Source organism: Actinomadura sp. NBRC 104425 (assembly GCF_030269545.1).
GTDB lineage: Bacteria > Actinomycetota > Actinomycetes > Streptosporangiales > Streptosporangiaceae > Spirillospora > Spirillospora keratinilytica.
In genome coordinates, this window is the sequence record NZ_BSTN01000002.1 from 207,788 (window position 1) to 229,900 (window position 22,113).

Sequence of the window (22,113 nt, forward strand, 5' to 3'; positions counted from 1 at the left end):
TGCGACCGCAACGACGAGCAGAGCCGTCGCGCGAGGACGGCTGCGCGCCGCCGAGCGGAGCGCGGCGGTGAGCGCGCGGACCAAGGCGCGCAAGCTGGCGCTGGACATCCTGTTCGCCGCCGAGCTGCGCGAGGAGCTGCCGACCGACGTGCTGCACGCGCGCGGGCGGCCCAACCAGGACGAGCTGTCGGCGTACGGGCACGCGGTGCGGCTGATCGAGGGCGTGCAGGAGCACCGCGAGCGCATCGACGAGCTGCTGTCGTCCTACGCCACCGGCTGGACGCTGGACCGCATGCCCGCCGTCGACCGCAACATCCTGCGGATGGGCGCCTTCGAGCTGCTGTGGGTGGACGACGTGCCCGACGGCGTGGCGGTCAGCGAGGCGGTCGCGCTGGCCACCGAGCTGTCCACCGAGGAGTCCCCGCGCTTCGTCAACGGGCTGCTGTCGCGGCTGCAGCGGCTCAAGCCGTCGCTCGCGCTGTAGGCCCGGCCGTTAGGGTGGAGCCATGATGGACGGTCGCCAGCCGAAACGCTCGCGGGGGAGCGGCCCGCGCACCGCCGTGCTGTGGGACGCGCTGCGCGCCGTCCTCGACCGCATCGCACCCGAGTCCGGGCCGAGCGACGTGGTGGACGTCGGCGGCGGCACCGGAGGGTTCGCCGTGCCCATGGCCGAGCTGGGCCACCGGGTCACCGTCGTCGACTCCAGCCCCGACGCGCTGGCCGCGCTGGAGCGGCGCGCCGCCGAGTCCGGCGTCACCGTGCGGGCGGTGCAGGGCGACGCGGCCGCCCTGCCCGACCTGCTCGGCACCGGCACCGCCGACCTGGTGCTGTGCCACAACGTGCTGGAGTACGTCGACGACCCCGCGGCGGCCATGACCGCGCTGACCGCCGCCGTGCGCCCCGGCGGCTCGGTCAGCGTGCTGGTCGCCGGGCGGATCGGCGCGGCGCTGCACCGGGCCGTCCACGGGCACTTCGACGACGCCCGGCGCGCCCTGACCGACCCGGACGGCCGGTGGGGCGAGCGCGACCGCACGCCCCGCCGCTTCACCCGGCAGACCCTGACGGACCTGGTGGGCAAGGCCGGGCTGCGGGTCGGCGAGCTGCACGGCGTGCGGATCTTCGCCGACCTGGTGCCGGACGCGATGCTCGACGGCGAGCAGGACGCGGCCGCCGCGCTGATCGCCCTGGAGCAGGTCGCGGCCGTCCACCCGGTGCTGCGGGAGCTGGCCACGCAGCTGCACCTGCTGGCGTACAAGGACGCCTGAGGGCGGCCGTGAGCCGTAAGCAGCAGCTGCACCGGCCCGGACCGCCGCCCGGCCCGCCCGCCGACGACACCGGCTGCCACATCCTGCACGTCGACATGGACGCCTTCTACGTCGGCGTGGAGCTGCTGGAACGGCCCGAGCTGCGCGGCCGCCCCGTGATCGTGGGCGGCACCGGCGCGCGCGGCGTGGTGTCCTCGGCGTCCTACGAGGCCCGCGCGTACGGCGTGCACTCGGCCATGCCGATGAGCCGGGCCCGGCGGCTGTGCCCGCAGGCCGTGGTGCTGCCGCCCCGGCACGACCGCTACGCCCGGGTGTCGGCCGCCGTCATGGAGATCTTCCGGTCGGTGACCCCGCTGGTCGAGCCGCTGGCCCTGGACGAGGCGTTCCTGGACGTCGCCGGGGCCCGCCGCCGCCTCGGCCGCCCCGCCGAGATCGCCCGGATGATCCGGGCGCAGGTCGCCGAGCAGCAGGGCCTGACCTGCTCGGTCGGCGTGGCCGGCACCAAGTTCGTCGCCAAGCTGGCCTCCACGCGGTGCAAACCGGACGGAATGCTGGTGGTGCCCGCCGACGGCGTCCAGGAGTTCCTGCACCCGCTGCCGGTGGCCGCCCTGTGGGGCGTCGGCGACCGCACCGAGGAGGCCCTGCGCCGCCTCGGGCTGCGCACCGTGGGGCAGCTCGCGCAGGTGCCGCGGGCTGTGCTCCAGCGCGAGCTGGGCACCGCCCTCGGCGCCCACCTGCACGAGCTGGCCTGGGGCCGCGACCCCCGGCCGGTCGTGCCGCGCAGCCCCGACAAGAGCATCGGCGCCGAGGAGACCTTCGACACCGACGTCGACGACCCCGAGACGATCCGGCGGGAGCTGCTGCGACTGGCGGAGAAGGTCGGCGCCCGGCTACGCGCCGCCGGCCACGCGGGCCGCACGGTGAGCGTCAAGTTGCGCCGGTCCGACTTCACCACGCTCACCCGGTCGCGCACGCTGCGTGAACCAACCGACGTCACCCGTATGATCTACGTCACAGCGTGCGAGTTGTACGAGGCGTCCGGACTCGACCGGGTACGCCTGCGTCTGGTGGGCGTCCGGGTGGAGAACCTGGTCCCGTCCGACCAGGCCGTCCGCCAGCCGGCGCTGGACGAACCGGAGACGGGGTGGCGCGAGGCCGAACGCGCCGTTGACCAGGTGAGCAGGCGTTTCGGCAGCGGCGCGGTGCGCCCGGCGGCCCTGGTGCGGCGCTCCGGCGGAACCGGGGGGCCAGATGAGGGGGACGCGAGGTGACATCGAGGTGACCGGCATCCGCCACGCACTCGGTCGTTCGCTTTCGTCCGCCCGGCGCGACTCGTATTCTGGGCATATCACCGTTGAGGTTTCCGTCCTGCCTCGGATACCCCGTCGCAGGGCTGTCGTTGGGAGGCGCCGTGCCGCTCTCTGAGCACGAGCAGCGCATGCTCGACCAAATCGAGCAGGCGCTGTACGCCGAGGATCCGAAGTTCGCGCAGGCGGTCCGCTCGACCAACCCGCAGGTCCACTACAAGCGCCGCATCGTCAAGGCCGCTCTCGGCTTCGTGGTGGGCGTCGGCGCGCTGATGGCCGGGCTGGTGATCAACAAGGGCTCGGTCACCATCGCGATCAGCGTCACCGGCTTCCTGCTGATGGTCGTCTGCTGCGTGTGGGCCCTGTCCAGCTGGAAGCGCATGACGGGCATCGGCACCGAGACGCAGCAGCGGCAGCAGCCCCGGCGCCAGGTCCGGCCCAAGGCGACCTTCATGGAGCGCATGGAGGAGCGCTGGCGGCGGCGCACCGAAGGCGAGTGACCCCCGGGGGCCGGCACCGGCCCCCGCACCGTCCACCCGCCGCCTTCTGATCTCCGCGCGGCCCCGTGCCGCGCCCGCCCCTGGCACGGCGGCCTTTTTCGCGCCCGCGACGCCTCAACGTCCCCGCAAGCCTCAACGCCTCCCCGGCCCCGAGCCTCCACGACCTCAACGGCCCCGCAGGCCGGGCCCCGCACGCCCCACCGCACGCCCCACCCGCGCAGGTGGGGCGCCGACGTTCACGGCGGCCGCCGGACGGCCTCACCGGGCGCGGCGGGAAGGCAGCCGCCGGAACGCAGCCTCCACCCGCGACGCCGCATCGGCCAGACGGCCGCCGACCGCACGGGTCACCGACCCGACCGACCCCATCGTGGACGCCGGCAGCAGCCGGGCGCGCAGCCGGGCACGCCGCCCCACGGACGCCGCAATCGCCTCCCGGACGGTGCGGACGTCCGCCCGCAGCGTCTCCGGCGGCGTCTGGGGGCGGGACGGTGCGTAGCGCGCCAGCTCCTCGGCGTGCGCGATGCGCCCCAGCGCCTGCGACGCGGGAGCGTCCAGCTCCAGCAGCTCGCCCAGACGCCGGGCCGCCGCGCGGGGCGTGTCGCTGGGCCGCCACTCCAGACCGTGGTCCAGGGCGTCGGCGCGCATCTCGCGCCACGCGGCGTGCGCGGCCTCCCCCGGATCGGACGGGGCGCCGCCGGAACGCGACGTCACGCCCGCCCACCGCAGACGGCGGGTCACGTGCCGGGCCGCCATGGGCGCGGCCAGGAGCAGCAGCGCCAGCAGCACCCCGATGATCCAGCCGACGGGCGCGCCGTCGCCGGACCGCTCGCCGCCGGTGCCGGCCTGCGCGCCGAGGTCGTCCTGGCGCTGCGCGGTCGCCGACGGCGACGCCGACGCCGAGGCCTCCGGGCTGGTCTCCGTGGGGCCGCTCTCCTCCTCCTGCGTGCTTGCGGAGCTGCTGGAGACGGTGGGCTCGGAGTAGTCGGGGGTGGCCGCGGTGCCCTGCCCGGCGGCGCCGCTCGGCGTGGGCTCGAACCGCACCCAGCCCGCGCCCTCGAAGTACAGCTCGGGCCAGGCGTGCGCGTCGCGGGTGCGCACCTCCCACACCCCCGGGGTGACCTGCGTCCCGGGCGTGTACCCCATCGCGACCCGGGCGGGGATGCCCAGGATCCGCGCCAGCAGGGCCATCGAGGCGGCGAACTGCTCGCAGTACCCCCTCTTGTTGTTGATCAGGAAGTCGACCAGGTCGCTGCCGCGCTGCGGCGGCTGGGCCGTCAGGTCGTACTGGAACCCGCCGGTCTGGGTGAACCAGCGCTGCAGCATCACCGCCTGGTCGTAGGCGGTGGCCGCCCCGGCGGTGACCTCGTGCGCCAGCCGGCGCACCTCGCGCGGGATGCGCTCGGGGACGAACGTGTAGCGGTTGTACAGCTCGGTCGGGGTGCGCCCGGCCAGCCGCAGCTGGGACGCCGTCGGCCGGGCCCGGATGCTGGTGACGGTGTAGGAGCGGCCGCCCGCCGAGTCGCGCAGCGAGTAGATCATCAGCGACGGGGCGTGCACCCGCCAGTCGCCCTCGATCGACACGCGCGACGGCGCGTACGGCACCGGCAGGAACGACATGTCCCGCACCTGCCGCTGCACCGTGATCCGCGTGGTGACCTGCCGGGCGGGCACCGAGCTCAGGCCGGGCGGGTCGGGCAGGCGGCGGTCCGACAGCCGGTCCCGGGCCGTGCTCTGCAGCGAGGAGTAGGTCCAGCGGTCGCCGTCGAACCGGTCCAGCGAGTACAGCCGCAGGTAGTCGGGGCGGTCGGTGTCGTTGCTGCGGTAGCGCAGCACCAGCAGGTCGTCCTGGCGGGTCAGCTCCCGCTTGAGGCTGACCAGCGGGTCGGGGGTGGTGACGGTCTGCGTGCCGCCGCGCCCGCCGCCGCTGCCCATGCCGAACATGCCGCGCGAGTGGATGCCGGGCGTCACCGCCGGGATCAGCACCGCCACGGCCACGGCCGCCACGCCGATGCGGCGCCCCGCCGCCGCCATCACGCCGGTGTCGGGGCGCGCCGGGGCGTCCGCGGACCGGAACACCAGGTGGCCCCACCCGCCGACCTGCTCGTGGTTGTCGGCGGCCAGCAGCGCCAGATAGCCCAGCGCGCCGACGCCGAACGCGACCCAGCTGACGCTGTCCTCCCGCACGGCGGCGGGCACGCTGTACATCGCCAGCAGCGGCAGCCCGGCGGGCGCGGCGCGGCGCAGCCGCACCGCCAGCAGGTCCACCAGCACCGCGACCAGGCCGATCCCCCCGACGGCCAGCAGCAGAATGCCCGGCACCGGCGGCACGGGCGCGGCGTACCGGTTGGCCGCGTCCCACCCCTCCCGCGTCAGCTCCCCGAGCCGCCGCAGCGACTCGGGGGTCGGCACCACGCCGAGGAACGCCTCGGACGCGGTGAACCGCGCGGTCAGGTACAGGTGCAGCGCGGCCAGCCCGCCGACCGCGCCGAACACCGCGGGCCAGCGGAAGTGCCGCGTCGCCAGCCCGGCCGCGGCGACCACCGCGACCGCGCCCAGCCCGGACCAGAACCAGGTGCGGCCGGAGAACAGCGGGTACAGGGCCACCGAACCCGCCAGGGCGGCCAGCGCCGCCATGATCGTCATGCGTAGTCTCATGCGCCGTCCGTCATGCGAATCGTCCGCCCCGGGTCCGCGGACGCCTCGGCGGCCGCCGACCACGCGCCGGCCAGCTCCGCCGCGGTCCGCAGGCGCACCACGCGCCAGCCCGCCGACTCCAGCAGCCGCGCCGCCGCCTGCGGATCGGTGCCCGTGTCGACGTCCTCGCCGCCCTCCACCAGGACGGCGACGAACGTGCCGGTGCCGCGCCGCACCGCCGCCACCGTCCGCGCCTCCTCGGCCGTCAGCGCCCCGAACGCCGCGACGACCAGCCCGTCGCCCCCGCCGTCGGGCCCGCGCAGCGCGGCCATGCCGCGGGTCAGCGACGGCTCGGCGGAGTGCCGGACCGCCGCCAGCACGTCCAGCAGCAGCCCCTCGGCCGCGCCCGGGACGTCGGCCGTCCTGGGCAGCCGCTCGCCGGCGTCGGTGACCAGCCGCAGCGCCAGCCCGGCCTGCCCCAGGTGCACGCCGACCGACGCGACCACCGACACGGCCTGCTCGAATGACGACAGCGGGCCGTCCCCCACGTGGGCGGCCCGCCGCGTGTCCAGGAACAGGGTGCCGCTGCTCTGCAGCTGCTGCTCCTCGCGCCGCACCATCAGCTCGCCGCGCCGCGCGGTGGACCGCCAGTGCACCCGGCGCAGGTCGTCGCCGTGCCGGTACTCGCGGGGCGTCACGTCGTCCTCGCCGACGGTGGCCACCGCGTGCGCCAGGCTGTCGCCGCCACCCGCCCACGCCCCGGCCGGCCGGCCCTGCGGCAGCGGCACGATCGGCGGCGTGACGGTGAGGGTGTCGGCCATGCTGAACGAGCGCACCATCTCCACCATGCCGAACGGGTCGGCCAGCCGCACCACCAGCGGCCCGAGCCGGTACCGGCCGCGCCGGTCGGACCGGACGCGGTAGCCGAGCTCCCGGGCCCCGCCGGCCTCCAGCCGGTCGAGCACGAACCGGGCCCGCCCGCCGAGGGCGTGCGGGACCTGGTCCTCCACCATCAGCAGGCCGCTCGGCAGCCGCGACACGTTCTCCAGCCGCAGGTCGACGCGGGCCTCGTGGCCGACCGGCAGCCGCACCGGCTCCAGCCGCCGGGCGCACGCCAGCCGGTAGCGGGTGCGCGACACCGCCAGCGTGGACAGCAGCGGCAGCGCCAGGACGAGCATGCCGGCCCGCAGCAGATCGCGCTCACCGAGCACGAACGCGCACACGATCGCGGTGGCCCCGGCGGCCACGAACGACCGCCCCCGCGTGGTCAGGCCGGACAGCGCACGTCTCACGTCACTTCCCGGAGGACGGCACCGGAAGCCGGTTCACCAGCTCGGTCACCACGTGCTCGGGACGGCGCCGCTCCACCTGCGCCTCGGCGGTGGGCAGCAGCCGGTGCGCCAGCACGGGCACCGCCAGGTCCTGGATGTCGTCGGGCAGCACGTAGTCGCGGTCGTCCAGCGCCGCGTACGCCCGGGCCGCCCGCACCAGGTGCAGGGTGGCCCGCGGCGAGGCGCCCAGCCGCAGGTCGGGATGGTTGCGGGTGGCGGTCACCAGGTCGATCGCGTACTGCCGCACGGCCGGCGACACGTGCTGGCGCCGCACGACCTCGATCAGGGCGCGCACGTCGGCGGCGTCGGCGACGGGGGTGAGCCGGTCCAGCGGGGACGACTGCCCGTGCGTGTCCAGCATCTCCAGCTCGGCGGCCGGGGAGGGGTAGCCCATGGAGATCCGGGCGGTGAACCGGTCGCGCTGCGCCTCGGGCAGCGGGTAGGTGCCCTCCATCTCCACCGGGTTCTGCGTGGAGATCACCATGAACGGGCGCTCCAGGGGATAGGTGACGCCGTCGACGGTGACCTGGCGCTCCTCCATGCACTCCAGCAGCGCCGACTGGGTCTTGGGGGAGGCCCGGTTGATCTCATCGCCGACCACGATGTTGGCGAACACCGGGCCCGGCTTGAACTCGAACTCGCGCAGCTCCTGGTTGTAGGCGCTCACCCCGGTGATGTCGCTGGGCAGCAGGTCGGGGGTGAACTGCACCCGGCGCACCGAGCAGTCCACCGACCGGGCCAGCGCCTTGGCCAGCATCGTCTTGCCGACCCCGGGCACGTCCTCGATCAGCAGGTGCCCCTCGGCCAGCAGCACCGTCAACGCCAGCCGCACCACGTCGGGCTTGCCCTCGATGACCGACTCGATGGCATCGCGGATCTTGTGGGCGACCTGCGCAAGCCCGTCCAGGTCGGGGCCGTCCCCGTCCCGGTCGGCGGGCGCGGACGGCCGCAAGGGGCTCGGGCGGTCGGCTGAGGCCGGTTCTCCGGAGCCGGTAGGGGCCCGCATGTACGACTCGCCGTGAGTGCCTACTGCCACCAACAACCCTCCTCAGCCGTCCGGCCTCGCGATGTCCGCCCGGGTTCCGCCGAGTGGTACGGACGCCGGGCCGTGCGCGGCCGGTGCGACGTTCTATTGACTTGCCCAACCCCTGACAGTACGTCCTCGGGCGTCGCGTCGCGATGTCCGCGCGGAACGGGTCGCCCGCTCCCGACGCGGCCCCGCGCGCACACCGCGGCGTGTGCGACGACGGCGTCACGCTGCGGAGCCGCACCGGCACGAACCGCCCCCTCCACTCATCCCCACACAGCATCGCGGGGCACTTGACAAGACGGCATAAAGGCGCCCGCGGCGGTGCCTTCCCGGTGCCGCGCCGGCGCGTCCGGCACGCCGCGTGGGCCCTCCGGAAGGCCCCGCCCCGCCGCCCGGCGCGGCGGGGCCCCGCGCCGCCCCCCACCCCGCTCCACCCCCGTGACCTGCGGATTTGCTCGCGATTGCGGCCTGGGAAGCGTGTTCAACTAGTTGACGGTGGGGAAGAGTGGAGTACAGTGGGGCGCCGTGGGGGGTGTCAGCGCCCCGCACGGCGCGGGGAGGTGGGGGCCCGATGTTCCTAGGCACCCACACGCCGCGCCTCGACGACAAGGGACGACTGTTCCTGCCGGCGAAGTACCGTGAGGAGCTGTCGGGGGGATTGGTGATCACGAAGGGCCAGGAACGCTGCCTCTACGTCTTCCCCATGGCAGAGTTCCAGCGCATCACCGAGGCTCTCCGTGCGGCACCGGTCACCGAGAGGTCCGTGCGGGCCTACAGCCGGGTCTTCTTCGCCAGCGCGTCCGACGAGGTCCCCGACAAGCAGGGACGCATCACGATCCCGCCGCCGCTGCGCGCCTACGCGGGGCTCAAACGCGACTGCACCGTGATCGGGGCCAACACGCGCCTGGAGATCTGGGACACGCCCGCGTGGGAGAGCTACCTGGAACGGGAGGAGCAGGCGTTCGCCGAGATCTCGGAGGAGGTGTTGCCCGGGATCCTGTGACGTTCCACACGTCGGTCCGCCGAGCGGGCACGGGCCCGTGCGCACCGGCTCGCAGCCGGTCCAGCCGGGTCCGCAGAGTGCTCCAGGGGCCGCCCCTGGAGGCCCGGAACGGCGGTCGGCCCGCGTTCGGCCAGGTCTCCAGCCGCTCTCCGGTGCCATCTGGCGCAGCTTCCCCGGTGCCAGAGGGCGACCCCCGCGACACCGCGGTTCTTCCTCAAGGGCAGCGGATGGGGACCTGGCCGGGCGAGGCCGGGGCGGGCACCCCTGCTCGCCGGCCCGCGGCCGGTTGCGCGGGGGCTCGCGGTGTCTCCCGGGGAGACTCCCGGATTTCCCGAGGCGCGGTCCGCGTCCACCAGGCCTTCCGTCCGGCTCGCGCGACCGTCCCGAGTGCGGGACCCGGACATCGGGCTCCGTCCGGGGCCGGATGTTCCGCAGGGGAGAGCAGCCCTTCGCCATCACGGGGTGCGGTTCTCGTCCGGCGGCACTGGGCAGGCCGCGGGGACGGCAGGACCCTTGTACAGGGGGAAGAGTTCCTGTTCCTCTGGCCTATGGCCGGTTTGCCGGGGATTTTTCCAGGGGAGACGTCCGCCGGAACTCCCCGACGGGGGCGCCGGGGGAGGTGCGGCCGACGAAAGCCACGTAGTCCGCGAGCGAGGCGGCGCAAGGGGGTGAGCATGGACGCGGGCGACAACGCGACCGTGGCCGGTCACGTACCGGTCATGCTCGATCGCGTGCTGGCACTGCTCGGGCCCGCCGTCCAGGCCGCCGGCCCGGCCGCCGAGCGCGGCCCCGGCGGGCAGCCGGCCGGCGCGCCGGTCTACGTGGACGCGACCCTGGGCCTGGGCGGCCACGCCGAGGCCATGCTGCGCGCCCATCCCGGGCTGCGCCTGATCGGAATCGACCGCGACACCACCGCGCTGGAGCGGTCCGCGCGGCGGCTGGCCCCCTTCGCCGACCGCATCATCGCCTTGGAGCACGCCGTCTACGACGCGGTGCCCGAGGTGCTGCACCGGCTGGGCGTGCCCGCGGTCGACGCCGTGCTGTTCGACCTCGGGGTGTCGTCCCCGCAGCTCGACGAGGCCGAGCGCGGCTTCGCCTATTCCTATGACGCCCCCCTGGACATGCGGATGGACCGCACCCAGAGCCTGACCGCCGCCGAGGTCGTCAACGGCTACCCGCCCGCCGAGCTCGCCCGCATCCTGCGCGAGTACGGGGAGGAGCGGTTCGCCCAGCGCATCGCGGCCGCGATCGTGCGCGAGCGGCGGCGCGCCCCGCTGGAGTCCACCAAGCGCCTGGCCGACCTGGTGCGCTCGGCGATCCCGGCGGCGACGCGGCGCACCGGGGGCAACCCGGCCAAGCGCACCTTCCAGGCGCTGCGCATCGAGGTGAACGGCGAGCTGGACACCTGGCGGCGGGCGCTGCCCGCCGCGCTGGACGCGCTGCGCGTCGGCGGCCGCGTCGTCGTGCTCAGCTACCACTCGCTGGAGGACCGCATCACCAAGCGGGTCCTGGCCGAGCAGGCGGCCGACACCACCCCGCCGGGCCTGCCCGTCCCGCTGCCCGAGCACCGGCCGCGGTTCCGGCTGCTGACGCGCGGGGCCGAACTGCCGTCCGACGAGGAGACCACGACCAACCCGCGTGCCGCCTCGGTCCGGCTGCGCGCCGCCGAGCGGGTGCGTGAGAACCCGGGGGCGGGGGATCCCCCGGGCAGCCGCAGGGAGGCGAGATGACCACGACCACGCGCCCGCCGGGGGCCGCCAAACCGCCGGGCAGGGGGCGCCGGGGCCGCGCCGCCGACCGCGACGCCGACCGCGACGCGGGCACGCCGGCCGCGCGCAAGGGCAGGACGCCGGGCAGGCCCGCCGGCGACGCGGCCGCCGAGCCCGCCGCCTCCGGCCGCACGCGCAGGCCGGGCCGGGCGTCCGGCGCGTCCGCGGGGCGTGCGGCGGGGGCGGCGCGTCCGCGCCCGGCCGCGCCGCCCCGCCCCGGCAAGACGGCCGGCAAGACGGCCGGCACGGCGGCAAAGGCGCCCGGCAAGGCGCCCAAGGCGGGGGCCGAGCCGGCGCAGCCGTCCAGGGCCGCCAAGGCCGCCGGGCGGGCCGAGTCCGGCGCGCCGCGTCCCGCCGCCCGGCGCAGCACGGCGCCGCCGCGCACGCCGTTCGTGCTGCTGATCGTCGGGCTGCTCGGCGGCGCGCTGGTCAGCCTGCTGCTGCTCAACACGGTGCTGGCGGAGGACGCGTTCACGCTGACCCGGCTGCAGAAGAGCAACAAGCTGCTCGCCCAGCAGAAGCAGGCGCTGCAGGAGGACATCGCCCGGGAGGAGTCGCCGGCGATCCTGGCGCAGCGGGCCGAGGCGCTCGGCATGGTGCGGCCCTCCCAGGTCGCCTATCTCGACGAGCCCACCGGCCGGGTGATCGGCGGTCCGGTGCGCCCGGTGCCGCACGCCGCGGCCGCCACCGCGGGCGCCGCGGGCGTCGTCGGCATCCCCGGCGCCGTGGTGCCGGGCGACGGCGTGCCGACCTCCTCCGACACCGGCGCGTCCGGCGGGCAGAGCGGCACCGGCCAGACGCAGAACGGGCAGACGCAGAACGGGCAGACGCAGCGGCCGTCCGCGCAGCGGTCCGGCACGCCCGCCACCGGGGCGCCGTGAGCGTGAGGCACGCCGAGGGAGTGACGCGGTGACGACTCGGCCGGGACGCGGTACGGCGGGGCCGCCGCCCGGCCGCCGGGGCGGCCCGCAGGGACGCGGTCCCCGCGGGGCGGGGGCGCGCCCTGAGGACAGGAGCGAGAAGAGCGGCCCCGGCGCGGCACGGGCGTCCGGCCGCCCGGCGGGCGGTGCGCCGAAGACGCCGGGTGCGGGCACGCCTCGGCGCCCCGCGCGCGGTGCCGCCGTGCCGCCGCCCCGCAAGGGCGAGCCGGGCGGCGCCGTCCCCCAGCGCACCCCTCCCCGCGACAGGGGCAAGGACAGGGAGCCGGGCGGCAAGGCCGCGGCCAAGCCGGCGAGCAAATCGGCGAGCAAGCCGCAGAGTGAGACGGCGGGCAGGACGACGCGTCCGCGCGCCAAAGGCGCCGCGCCCAAAGGCGCCGCCAGGGAGTCCGGCAGGGCGTCCGCGAAGGCGTCCGCCAAGGCCGACGGCAAGGGGCGGCCAAGGAAGGGCGGCGGGCCGCCGGGGCCGCCGCGCCCGCCGCGACGGCCCCGGCCGCGCGTCCCGTTCCGCCGCCGGGACCCGATCAAGCGGCTGAACGCCGGGCTGCTGGTGGTGGCGTTCGTGCTGTCGCTGTTCGCCGGGCGGCTGGTGCAGTTGCAGACGATCGAGTCGGCGAGCTACACCGAGCGGGCCAAGCGGCAGCGGCTGCAGACCATCGACCTGCCGGCGGTGCGCGGCGATATCACCGACGCCCAGGGCAACCCGCTGGCCATGACCGTGGAGGCGCGCGCCGTCTTCGCCGACCCCCTCATGATCGAGCCCAAGGACCGGCAGAAGGTGGTGTCCAAGCTGGCGCCGATGCTGGGCCTGGACCCGGACTACGTCATGAAGGTGATCAGCAAGACCGGCAGCAGGTTCGAGTACCTGGCGCACGGGGTGCGGCCCGACCGGGCCCGGCTGGTCACCGCCGAGAAGCTGCCCGGCATCGGCACGCTGCCGGAGTACCGGCGCGAGTACCCCAACGACGACCTGGCCGCGGGCGTCATCGGGTTCGTCAACGCCGAGGGCGAGGGCGGCGCCGGGCTGGAGTACTCCATGAACAAGCTGCTGGCCGGCCGGGCCGGGTGGCAGCGCGTGGAGATCAGCCCCGAGGGGCAGCACATCCCCATGGGCGAGGACCAGAAGCAGCCCTCGGTGCCCGGCCGCGGGCTGCGCCTGACCCTGCTGCGCGACCTGCAGTACAAGGCGCAGGAGGCGATCGAGGAGCGGGTGCGCGAGACCGGCGCCCGCAACGGCAGCGTCATCGTCATGGACGTGCGCACCGGGCAGCTGCTGGCGCTGGCGTCCGCGCCCGGCTACGACCCCAACGACTACGGCCGCTACTCCGAGGAGCGCTGGAACAGCCCCATCGTCCGCGAGGCCTACGAGCCCGGCAGCACCGGCAAGGTGATCACCGCGGCCGCGGTCATGGAGAAGGGCGGCGTCACGCCGGAAACCCCGTTCACCGTGCCGTACAGCATCACCCGCTACGACCGCACGTTCCACGACTCGCACCAGCACCCCACGCAGCGGCTGACGTTCGCCGGCGTGCTGGCCACCTCCAGCAACGTCGGCACCATCCTGGCCAGCGAGCGGATCTCCCAGCAGACGCTCTACCAGTTCCTGCGCGCCTTCGGCTTCGGGGAGAAGACGAACATCGGGCTGCCGGGCGAGACCGCCGGAAGCCTCAACCCGCCGAGCAAGTGGTCGGGCACCGACCGGTACCCGATCTCGTACGGGCAGACGGTGTCGGTGAACGCGCTGCAGATGGCCAGCGTCTACGCCACCATCGCCAACAACGGCGTCCGGGTCGCCCCCAACCTGGTCCTGGGCAGCACGGGCGAGGATGGATCGTTCACCCCCGCCCCGGCGCCCGAGCGCCGCCAGGTGATCAGCGCCGACACCGCCCGCAAGCTGCGCGACATGCTGGAGGGCGTCACCTCCGAGGAGGGCACCGCCCCCAAGGCGCGCATCAAGGGCTACCGGGTGGCGGGCAAGACCGGCACCGCGGAGATCGTCAACCCCTCCTGCGGATGCTACCGGGGCGGCGGCTACACCGCCTCCTTTGCCGGATTCGCACCCGCCGATGACCCTCAGCTGGTGGTTCAGGTGGTCCTGCAGAACCCGCGGCGGGGAAGCCACTATGGTGGCGATGCTGCCGCGCCGGTGTTCAAGGACGTGATGAGCTTCGCGCTGCAGACCCGGAAGATCCCGCCGACGGGAAGCAAACCGCCGACCGTCAAGATCTACGCCCGGGACTGACCGCAGCGAGTACCCTCTCTCGCCGTGAGTTCAGCATCGGCAGCCGCGTCCGCCCGAACATCCGCCCGAACGTCCGTCCAGACGTCCGCCCGAACGTCCCGTACCGAAAGACACGCCATGCGCCCGACGACCACTCCGGCCCGGCCGCTGTCCGGTCTGGCGGCGCTGCTGGGGGTCGCGGACGCCGGGAACGGCAGGCGGTCGGCGGGGGTGTCGGTGACCGGCATCACCCACGACTCCCGGCGGGTGCTGCCGGGCGACCTGTACGCGGCGCTGCCCGGCACCCGCGCGCACGGCGCCGACTTCGCCCGGCAGGCCGCCGCCGCGGGCGCCAGGGCGATCCTCACCGACCCGGCCGGACGCGACCGGGCCGCCGCCGCGGGCCTGCCCGTGCTGGTGGTCGACGACGTGCGGGCCCGGCTCGGTCAGGCCGCCGCCTGGGTGTACGGCGAGCCGGCCCGCGACCTGGCCCTCATCGGCGTCACCGGCACCAGCGGCAAGACCACCACCGTGTACCTGCTGGAGGCGGGGCTGCGCGCGGCCGGGGTGGACACCGCCGTGATCGGCACCGTGGAGGTGCGGATCGGCGCCGACCGGGTGCCCGCCGCGCTGACCACCCCCGAGGCCACCGACCTGCACGCGCTGTTCGCCGCGATGCGCGAACGCGGGGTGGGCGCGGCGGCCATGGAGGTCTCCAGCCACGCGCTCGACCAGGGCCGGGTCGGCGGCGCCCACTACGAGGTGGCGGTCTTCACCAACCTGTCCCAGGACCACCTGGACTACCACCCCACCATGCGGGACTACTTCGCCGCCAAGGCCAGGCTGTTCACCCCCGACTACGCGCGGGTCGGCGTGGTCAACCTCGACGACGAGTGGGGCCGCGAGCTGGTGGAGGTCGCGACCATCCCGCTGACCACCTACTCGGCGTCCGGCGACCCGGCGGCCGACTGGCGGGCCGAGGACGTGCGGCTCGGCGCCGACGGCAGCGTGTTCCGCGTGGTCGGCCCCGGCGGCATCGAGGCCGACGCGGCCGTCCAGCTGCCCGGGCCGTTCAACGTGGCCAACGCGCTGGCCGCGATCGTGGCGCTGGTGGAGGCGGGCCTGACGCTGCCCGCCGCGGTGCACGGCGTGGCGTCGCTGACCGGCGTGCCCGGCCGCCTGGAGCGCGTCGACGCCGGCCAGGACTTCGTCGCCCTGGTCGACTACTCGCACAAACCGGGCGCGGTCGAGGCGGTGCTGACCGCGCTGCGCCCGCTCACCGAGGGGCGGCTGGCCGTGGTGCTCGGCTGCGGCGGCGACCGCGACCGCGGCAAGCGCCCGCTGATGGGCGAGACCGCCGCGCGGCTGGCCGACATGGTGTACTTCACCAACGACAACCCCCGGTCCGAGGACCCCCTCGCCATACTCGCCGCTATGGTCGAGGGCGGGCTGAAGGTGCCGCAGGAGCGGCGCGCCCACGTGGTGGTGGAGCCCGACCGCGCAGCCGCGATCGAGCTCGCCGTCGCCCGCGCCCGCCGCGGCGACGTGCTGGTGGTGGCCGGCAAAGGCCACGAGCTGGGCCAGTACGTGGCCGGCGAGGTGCTGCCCTTCGACGACCGGGAGGTCCTGCGCGCGGCGCTGCGCCGAACGCAGGCCGCCGCGGGCGCGTCCAACGTCGAGAACGCACGAGGAGACAGGACGCAGGCGTGATCCCACTTCCGCTGGCGACCATCGCCGAGCTGACCGGCGGCGTCGCCCACGGGGACGGCGCGGACGCCGTGGTCCGCGGCCCCGTCGTCATCGACTCGCGGGCCGTGGCGCCCGGCGCGCTGTTCGCCGCGCTGCGCGGCGAACGCGCCGACGGCCACGACTTCGCCGCCGCCGCGCTGGCCGCCGGGGCCGCCGGGGTGCTCGCCGAGCGCCCGGTCGGCGGGCCCGCCGTCGTCGTCGACGACGTGCGGGCCGCGCTGGGGCGGCTGGCGGCCGGGGTGCTGGCGCGGCTGCCCGGCACCGCCGTCATCGCGGTCACCGGCTCGGCCGGCAAGACCTCCACCAAGGACCTGATCGCCCAGCTGGTCGGGCGGGCCGGGCCGACGGTGTGGCCGCCGGGCTCGTTCAACAACGAGATCGGCCTGCCGCTGACCGTGCTGCGCGCCGAGGAGTCCACCCGCCACCTGGTGCTGGAGATGGGCGCCCGCGGCGCCGGGCACATCGCCTACCTGACCGGCATCGCGCCGCCGCGCGTCGGGGTGGTGCTGAACGTCGGCACCGCGCACGTCGGCGAGTTCGGCGGCCGTGAGAAGATCGCCGAGGCGAAGGGCGAGCTGGTGGAGGCGCTGCCCGCGGACGGCGCGGCGGTGCTGAACGCCGACGACCCGCTGGTGCGCGCCATGGCGGCCCGCACCCGCGCCCGGGTCGTGATGTTCGGCCGGTCCGCCGGCGCCGACGTGCGGGCCGCCGACGAGCGCCTGGACGACGCCGGGCGCCCGCGGTTCACCCTGGTCACCCCGGAGGGGGCGGCGCCGGTGGAGCTGCGCCTGCACGGCGCCCACGCCGTGCTGAACGCGCTGGCGGCCGCGGCCGCGGCCCGGGAGGCGGGCATGGGCGTCGCCGAGATCGCCGCGGCGCTGTCGGAGGCCGCCCCGGTCAGCCGCTGGCGGATGGAGGTGACCGAGCGGCCCGACGGGGTGACCGTCGTCAACGACGCCTACAACGCCAACCCCGAGTCGATGCGGGCCGCGATCGACACCGCCGCGCACATGGCCCGGGGCCGCCGGGCGTGGGCGGTTCTGGGGGAAATGGCCGAGCTCGGCCCTTCTTCCGCCGCGGAACATGCCAAGATCGGACAGCACGTCGCCGAACGGGGGTTCGCCGGGCTCGTCGTGGTCGGCGCGAACGCGGCGGCGATGGCCGAGGGGGCCGAGCGAGTGGGGTCATGGACGGGAGAGTGCGTACAGGTGGATGACGTCGGCGCGGCCGTGACCGCGCTCCGCGAGCGGCTGCGGCCGCGGGACGTCGTGCTGGTGAAGGGCTCTCGCGTCGCCGGGCTGGAGCGGGGCGCCGAGGCCCTGCTGTCCGGTGACCCGGAGGGTGCGGGGGGACGTCCCCCCTCGGGCGGCGCGGCCGGTCCGGAGGGTGACCGGGCGTGACCAATATCATCATCGCCGCCGGGGTGGCCCTGGTGTTCGGCATGGTCGGCACCCCGGTGTGGATCCGGATCGTGCGGAGGCTCGGCTACGGGCAGATGATCCGCGACGAGGGCCCCGAGGCGCACCTGACCAAGCGCGGCACGCCCACCATGGGCGGCGCGGTGTTCATCGTCGGCTCGCTGATCGGGTACGGCGCGGCCCACCTGTTCACCGGGACCGCCCCGACGATCTCCGGCGTGCTGGTGCTGTTCCTGATGGCCGGGCTCGGCCTGGTCGGCTTCGTCGACGACTTCATCAAGGTGTTCAAGCAGCGCAGCCTGGGTCTGCGCAGCGGCGCCAAGATGATCGGCATCGTGATCGTCGGCGTGGTGTTCGCGATCGCCTCGCTGAACTTCCCCAACGGCTACGACCTCACCCCCGCCTCCCCGCACCTGTCGTTCCTGCGCGACTTCGGGCCGTCCATCGGCCCCTACCTGTTCGTGGTGTGGGCGCTGCTGCTGATCGCCGCGACGTCCAACGGGGTGAACCTGACCGACGGGCTGGACGGCCTGGCCGCCGGCCCCGCCGCGATGGTGCTGGGCGCCTACGTCATCATCGGCAACTGGCAGCTGCGCAACAGCTGCTACGACTTCGCGCTGGCGCCCAACTGCTACAGCGTGCGCGACCCGCTGGACCTGGCGGTGGTCGCGGCCGCGGTGCTCGGCGGCGTGTTCGGATTCCTGTGGTGGAACGCCCCGCCCGCCAAGATCTTCATGGGCGACACCGGGTCGCTGGCCCTCGGCGGCGTCCTGGTGGGCCTGGCCATCCTCACCCGCACCCAGTTCCTGCTGGCCATCCTGTGCGGCCTGATCGTGATGATCACCCTGTCGGTGATGATCCAGGTCAGCTGGTTCAAGCTGACCAAGAAACGGGTGTTCAAGATGGCCCCGCTGCAGCACCACTTCGAGCTGTCCGGCTGGGCCGAGACCACCATCGTCGTCCGGTTCTGGCTGATGTCGGCGCTGTTCACCGCGATCGGCCTCGGCCTGTTCTACCTGGAATGGATGCCCAAGCGGTGAGCGGCTCGACCGGGAGCACGGGGGACTGGCGGGGCCGCGCGGTGTGCGTGGCGGGCCTCGGCGTGTCCGGGCAGGCCGCGGCACGGGTGCTGGCCGAGCGCGGCGCCCGCGTCACCGTCGTGGACGCCCGCGACGACGACGCGCTGCGCGAGCGGGCCGAGCGGCTGCGCGCCGACACGGGCGCGACCGTCCGCCTCGGCGACGGCGACACCCTGCCCGCCGGCACCGACCTGGTGGTCACCTCGCCCGGCTGGCGTCCCGACGTGCCGCTGCTGGCGGCCGCCGCGTCCGCCGGCATCGAGATCATCGGCGAGGTCGAACTGGCGTGGCGGCTCGCGCACGGCGGGCCCGGCGGGCGGCAGGCGGCGCCGTGGCTGGCGCTGACCGGCACCAACGGCAAGACCACCGTGGTGCGGATGCTGGCGTGCATGCTCACCGCCGCCGGGCACCGCGCCGTCGCCGTCGGCAACGTGGGCACGCCCATCGTCGAGGCGGTGCTGGACAAGTACGACGTGCTCGCCGTGGAGCTGTCGAGCTACCAGCTGCACTGGTCCAGCTCGCTGGCGCCGCACGCGGCGGCGGTGCTGAACGTGGCGCCCGACCACATCGACTGGCACGGCTCGTTCGAGGCGTACGCGGCCGACAAGGGCCGGATCTACGCGCCCGGAACGGTGGCCGTCGTCAACGCCGACGACCCGGTGTCCACACGGCTCGGCGGGCCCGGCGCCAAGGGCTTCACCCTCGGTACGCCCGCCGCCGGGCAGCTCGGCGTGGTCGAGGACCTGCTCGTCGACCGCGCGTTCACGCCCGACCCGCGGCGCGAGGCCGTGGAGCTGGCCGAACTGGCGGACGTGCGGCCCTTCGCCCCGCACAACGTCGCCAACGCCCTGGCCGCCGCCGCCCTGGCCCGCGCCTACGGCGTCCCGCCCGAGGCGGTGCGGGACGGGCTGCGCGCGTTCACCCCCGACCCGCACCGCATCGCCCACGTGGCGAACGTGGACGGCGTCGACTACGTCGACGACTCCAAGGCCACCAACCCGCACGCCGCCGCCGCGTCCCTGTCGGCCTGCCGGTCGGCGGTGTGGATCGCGGGCGGCCTGCTCAAGGGCGCCGACGTCGACGACCTGGTCCGCTCCTGCGCCGACCGGCTGCGCGGCGTGGTGCTGCTGGGCGCCGACCGGGCGCGGATCGCGCAGTCACTTGCGCGACACGCGCCGGAAGTCCCGGTGGTGGACGTCCCCGACACCGACACTGGGGCGATGGACCGCGTCGTGTCCGCCGCCGCCGGGCTGGCCCGGCCGGGCGACACGGTGCTGCTGGCCCCCGCGGGCGCGTCGTTCGACATGTTCGCCGGCTACGGGGCGCGCGGCGACGCCTTCGCCGCGGCCGTGCGCAGGCTCGCCGAGTCCCGGTAGGGCGCGGCGGGGGCGGGTCCGGCAGCGCGACGAAGAAGGGGGGCCGCGAGCATGAACGCCGCCGTGCCGCCGGCACCGGCGGACGACGGCCGCCGGGAGCGCCCGCGCCGGGCCGGGCCGCGCGAGCACCTCGTCGCCGCCGTCGGCCTGCTGGACCGCCCGCTGACCTCGTACTACCTGGTGCTCGGCTGCTCGGTCATGCTGCTGGCGCTGGGGCTGACCATGGTGCTGTCGGCGTCGCTGGTCCAGCAGATCCAGGCGACCGGGTCGGCGTACACGCTGTTCCAGAAGCAGGCCATGTGGATGGCGATCGGGCTGCCGCTGATGTGGCTGGCCTCGCGGCTGCCGGTGCGCACGTTCCGCGCGTTCGCCTACCCGCTGCTGCTGCTGTCGATCGTGGCGCTGGGCCTGGTGCTGGTGCCCGGCCTCGGCCACTCGGCGGGCGGCGCGACCCGCTGGATCGGCCTCGGGCCGGTGCTGGTGCAGCCGTCCGAGCCCGCCAAGCTGGCGCTGGTGCTGTGGGGCGCCGACCTGCTGGCCCGCAAGGAGCGGCAGGGCCAGCTCAACGAGTGGCGGCCGCTGCTGGTGCCGCTGCTGCCCGGTGCCGGGCTGCTGGTGCTGATGGTCATGCTCGGCAGCGACCTCGGCACCACCCTGGTGCTGCTGACGATCTTCCTGGCGCTGCTGTGGGTGGTCGGCGCGCCGGGCCGGCTGTTCGTCGGCATGGCCGGGCTGGTGTGCCTGCTGGTGGCGATCCTGATCATCGTCGAGCCGTACCGGCTGCAGCGGCTCACCGGCTACCTGGACCCGTCCCAGAACCAGTACACCACCAACTACCAGGGCACCCAGGGGCAGCTGGCGATCGCCTCCGGCGGCTGGCTGGGCACCGGCCTGGGCGAGGGCCGCGCCAAATGGGACTTCCTGCCGCACGCCGAGACCGACTTCATCTTCGCGATCATCGGAGAGGAGCTCGGACTGGTGGGTACCCTCGTGGTGCTGAGCCTGTTCGGGCTGCTGGCCTACGCCGGGCTGCGCATCGCCCGCCGGGTCCGCGATCCCTTCACCCGCCTGGCCGCGGCCGGGGCCACGGCCTGGGTGGTGGTGCAGGCGATCGTCAACATCGGAGCCGTGATCGGTGTGCTTCCCATCACCGGGATCCCGTTGCCGCTGGTCTCCTACGGGGGGTCGGCGCTGATCCCGACCTTGATCGCGCTCGGCATGCTGCTGGCCTTCGCCAAACGCGAACCCGGCGCCCGCCAGGCGTTGGCCGCCCGGGGCCCCGGCCCGGTCGCCCGCGCCCTAAGCTGGCTTGGCCTGGCACGGCGTCAGTGAGTCCCCCCCGTCACGAACACGCTGAGGAGATGTAAGCGAGCATGAGGGTTGTCCTGGCCGGCGGCGGCACCGCCGGACACATCGAGCCCGCGCTGGCCCTCGCCGACGCGCTGCGGCGCATCGATCCCAACACCGGGATCACCTGCCTCGGTACCGAGCGGGGCCTGGAGACCCGGCTGGTCCCGCAGCGGGGCTACCAGCTCGCGCTGATCCCGCCGGTTCCGCTGCCCCGCACCCTGACGCCGCAGCTGCTGACCGTCCCGGGCCGGCTGCGCGGCGCCATCAACGCGGCCGCGGCGATCCTGGACCAGGCGCAGGCCGACGTGCTGGTCGGGTTCGGCGGGTACGTGGCCACCCCCGGCTACCTGGCCGCCCGCAAGCGCAAGATCCCGATCATCGTGCACGAGGCCAACCCCAAGCCGGGCCTGGCCAACAAGCTGGGCGCCCGGTTCACCGAGCACGTGGCCGTCTCGCACGCCGACTCGCCGCTGCCGAACGCCCGGTTCGTCGGGATCCCGCTGCGCCGGGACATCGCCAATCTGGACCGGCTGGCCATGGGGGACAAGGCCCGCTCCTACTTCGGGCTGCTGCCCGACCTGCCCACCCTGCTGATCTTCGGCGGGTCGCAGGGGGCGCGCTCGCTCAACCGCGCCGCGGTGGCCGCCGCCCCGGCCTTCCGGCAGGCCGGCATCCAGGTGCTGCACATCGTCGGGCCCAAGAACACCGAGGAGCCCGAGCCCGCCTCCGGCGGTCCGCAGTACGTCACCATCCCCTACTGCGACCGGATGGACCTGGCCTACGCCGCCGCCGACATGGCCATGTGCCGGGCCGGCGCGATGACCTGCGCCGAGCTGACCGCCGTGGGGCTGCCCGCGGTGTACGTGCCGCTGCCGCACGGCAACGGCGAGCAGCGGCTGAACGCCGAGCCGGTGGTGGCGGGCGGCGGCGGCCTGCTGGTCGACGACGCCGAGCTGTCGCCCGAGTGGATCGTGCACAACCTGCTGCCGGTGCTGGCCGACCCGGGCCGGGTCGCCGCCATGTCCGAGGCCGCCGGGCGGCTGGGCCGCCGCGACGCCGACCAGGCGCTGGCGCAGATGGTGTACGAGGTCGTCCGCTCGGCGGGCCGCCAATGACGGGCGGCGCGACGGGCGGCGAGACGGA

General features: G+C 75.2%; 17 protein-coding genes. 14 read left to right on the forward strand and 3 right to left on the reverse strand.

Annotation, left to right across the window (positions count from 1 at the left end; genetic code table 11):
• Positions 1-67 precede the first annotated feature (67 nt).
• From nusB to QSK22_RS04125, 4 genes are all read left to right on the forward strand, one after another.
• Positions 68-484, forward strand: a complete 417-nt coding sequence (gene nusB, locus QSK22_RS04110) for a transcription antitermination factor NusB (RefSeq protein WP_285492574.1) — start codon at positions 68-70, stop codon at positions 482-484.
• A gap of 22 nt (positions 485-506) precedes the next feature.
• Positions 507-1,265, forward strand: coding sequence for a methyltransferase domain-containing protein (locus QSK22_RS04115; RefSeq protein ID WP_285492575.1), 759 nt, complete (start codon positions 507-509; stop codon positions 1,263-1,265).
• 8 nt (positions 1,266-1,273) lie between these two features.
• The gene (locus tag QSK22_RS04120; RefSeq protein ID WP_285492576.1) at positions 1,274-2,536 is read left to right on the forward strand and encodes a DNA polymerase IV; all 1,263 of its coding nucleotides are present in this window, start codon (positions 1,274-1,276) and stop codon (positions 2,534-2,536) included.
• A gap of 140 nt (positions 2,537-2,676) precedes the next feature.
• Positions 2,677-3,072 (forward strand): SCO2097 family morphological protein, encoded by a 396-nt coding sequence (locus QSK22_RS04125; RefSeq protein WP_285492577.1) that lies wholly within the window; start codon positions 2,677-2,679, stop codon positions 3,070-3,072.
• 258 nt (positions 3,073-3,330) lie between these two features.
• Here QSK22_RS04125 and QSK22_RS04130 read toward each other — a convergent pair whose 3' ends face one another.
• From QSK22_RS04130 to QSK22_RS04140, 3 genes are read right to left on the reverse strand one after another with little or no spacing between them, the layout of a single operon-like run.
• On the reverse strand, positions 3,331-5,727 hold the full coding sequence (locus tag QSK22_RS04130; RefSeq protein ID WP_285492578.1) for a transglutaminase TgpA family protein: 2,397 nt from the start codon (positions 5,725-5,727) through the stop codon (positions 3,331-3,333).
• Entirely contained in the window at positions 5,724-6,998 is a 1,275-nt protein-coding gene (locus QSK22_RS04135) for a DUF58 domain-containing protein (protein WP_285492579.1), read from the reverse strand. Before QSK22_RS04135 ends, QSK22_RS04130 begins: the two co-directional genes overlap by 4 nt.
• A gap of 1 nt (position 6,999) precedes the next feature.
• Positions 7,000-8,043 carry an AAA family ATPase gene (locus QSK22_RS04140; protein ID WP_502872277.1) on the reverse strand — a complete coding sequence of 348 codons (1,044 nt, stop codon included), beginning with the start codon at positions 8,041-8,043 and terminating at the stop codon, positions 7,000-7,002.
• A gap of 595 nt (positions 8,044-8,638) precedes the next feature.
• Here QSK22_RS04140 and mraZ point away from each other — a divergent pair.
• The 10 genes from mraZ (at position 8,639) to murG (ending at position 22,085) form a co-directional block, all read left to right on the forward strand.
• On the forward strand, positions 8,639-9,070 hold the full coding sequence (gene mraZ / locus QSK22_RS04145) for a division/cell wall cluster transcriptional repressor MraZ (protein WP_285492581.1): 432 nt from the start codon (positions 8,639-8,641) through the stop codon (positions 9,068-9,070).
• 674 nt (positions 9,071-9,744) lie between these two features.
• Positions 9,745-10,800 carry a 16S rRNA (cytosine(1402)-N(4))-methyltransferase RsmH gene (gene rsmH, locus QSK22_RS04150; protein ID WP_285492582.1) on the forward strand — a complete coding sequence of 352 codons (1,056 nt, stop codon included), beginning with the start codon at positions 9,745-9,747 and terminating at the stop codon, positions 10,798-10,800.
• The gene (gene ftsL, locus QSK22_RS04155; protein WP_285492583.1) at positions 10,797-11,720 is read left to right on the forward strand and encodes a cell division protein FtsL; all 924 of its coding nucleotides are present in this window, start codon (positions 10,797-10,799) and stop codon (positions 11,718-11,720) included. The genes rsmH and ftsL overlap by 4 nt, the downstream gene beginning before the upstream one ends.
• A 580-nt stretch (positions 11,721-12,300) precedes the next feature.
• The gene (locus QSK22_RS04160) at positions 12,301-14,019 is read left to right on the forward strand and encodes a peptidoglycan D,D-transpeptidase FtsI family protein (protein ID WP_502872278.1); all 1,719 of its coding nucleotides are present in this window, start codon (positions 12,301-12,303) and stop codon (positions 14,017-14,019) included.
• A gap of 117 nt (positions 14,020-14,136) precedes the next feature.
• Entirely contained in the window at positions 14,137-15,708 is a 1,572-nt protein-coding gene (locus tag QSK22_RS04165) for a UDP-N-acetylmuramoyl-L-alanyl-D-glutamate--2,6-diaminopimelate ligase (RefSeq protein WP_285492585.1), read from the forward strand.
• The gene (locus QSK22_RS04170) at positions 15,705-17,147 is read left to right on the forward strand and encodes a UDP-N-acetylmuramoyl-tripeptide--D-alanyl-D-alanine ligase (protein WP_285492586.1); all 1,443 of its coding nucleotides are present in this window, start codon (positions 15,705-15,707) and stop codon (positions 17,145-17,147) included. The genes QSK22_RS04165 and QSK22_RS04170 overlap by 4 nt, the downstream gene beginning before the upstream one ends.
• Complete coding sequence (gene mraY / locus QSK22_RS04175) at positions 17,144-18,205, forward strand: phospho-N-acetylmuramoyl-pentapeptide-transferase (protein WP_285492587.1); 1,062 nt, start codon at positions 17,144-17,146, stop codon at positions 18,203-18,205. The genes QSK22_RS04170 and mraY overlap by 4 nt, the downstream gene beginning before the upstream one ends.
• Complete coding sequence (murD, locus tag QSK22_RS04180) at positions 18,187-19,620, forward strand: UDP-N-acetylmuramoyl-L-alanine--D-glutamate ligase (RefSeq protein WP_502872266.1); 1,434 nt, start codon at positions 18,187-18,189, stop codon at positions 19,618-19,620. Before mraY ends, murD begins: the two co-directional genes overlap by 19 nt.
• 51 nt (positions 19,621-19,671) lie before the next feature.
• Positions 19,672-20,952: a putative lipid II flippase FtsW gene (gene ftsW, locus QSK22_RS04185; protein ID WP_285492589.1), complete on the forward strand. Its 1,281-nt coding sequence runs from the start codon at positions 19,672-19,674 to the stop codon at positions 20,950-20,952.
• Between the two features lie 41 nt (positions 20,953-20,993).
• Positions 20,994-22,085 carry an undecaprenyldiphospho-muramoylpentapeptide beta-N-acetylglucosaminyltransferase gene (murG, locus tag QSK22_RS04190; protein WP_285492590.1) on the forward strand — a complete coding sequence of 364 codons (1,092 nt, stop codon included), beginning with the start codon at positions 20,994-20,996 and terminating at the stop codon, positions 22,083-22,085.
• Positions 22,086-22,113 lie beyond the last annotated feature (28 nt).

Bases quoted from the DNA above. Each gene is read 5' to 3' on its own strand.
- QSK22_RS04115 (WP_285492575.1), top strand. From the start codon at position 507: ATGATGGACGGTCGCCAGCCGAAACGCTCGCGGGGGAGCGGCCCGCGC.
- QSK22_RS04130 (WP_285492578.1), bottom strand. From the start codon at position 5,727: ATGAGACTACGCATGACGATCATGGCGGCGCTGGCCGCCCTGGCGGGT.
- QSK22_RS04140 (WP_502872277.1), bottom strand. From the start codon at position 8,043: ATGCGGGCCCCTACCGGCTCCGGAGAACCGGCCTCAGCCGACCGCCCG.
- mraZ (WP_285492581.1), top strand. From the start codon at position 8,639: ATGTTCCTAGGCACCCACACGCCGCGCCTCGACGACAAGGGACGACTG.
- rsmH (WP_285492582.1), top strand. From the start codon at position 9,745: ATGGACGCGGGCGACAACGCGACCGTGGCCGGTCACGTACCGGTCATG.
- ftsL (WP_285492583.1), top strand. From the start codon at position 10,797: ATGACCACGACCACGCGCCCGCCGGGGGCCGCCAAACCGCCGGGCAGG.
- QSK22_RS04165 (WP_285492585.1), top strand. From the start codon at position 14,137: ATGCGCCCGACGACCACTCCGGCCCGGCCGCTGTCCGGTCTGGCGGCG.
- murD (WP_502872266.1), top strand. From the start codon at position 18,187: ATGGATGCCCAAGCGGTGAGCGGCTCGACCGGGAGCACGGGGGACTGG.
- ftsW (WP_285492589.1), top strand. From the start codon at position 19,672: ATGAACGCCGCCGTGCCGCCGGCACCGGCGGACGACGGCCGCCGGGAG.
- murG (WP_285492590.1), top strand. From the start codon at position 20,994: ATGAGGGTTGTCCTGGCCGGCGGCGGCACCGCCGGACACATCGAGCCC.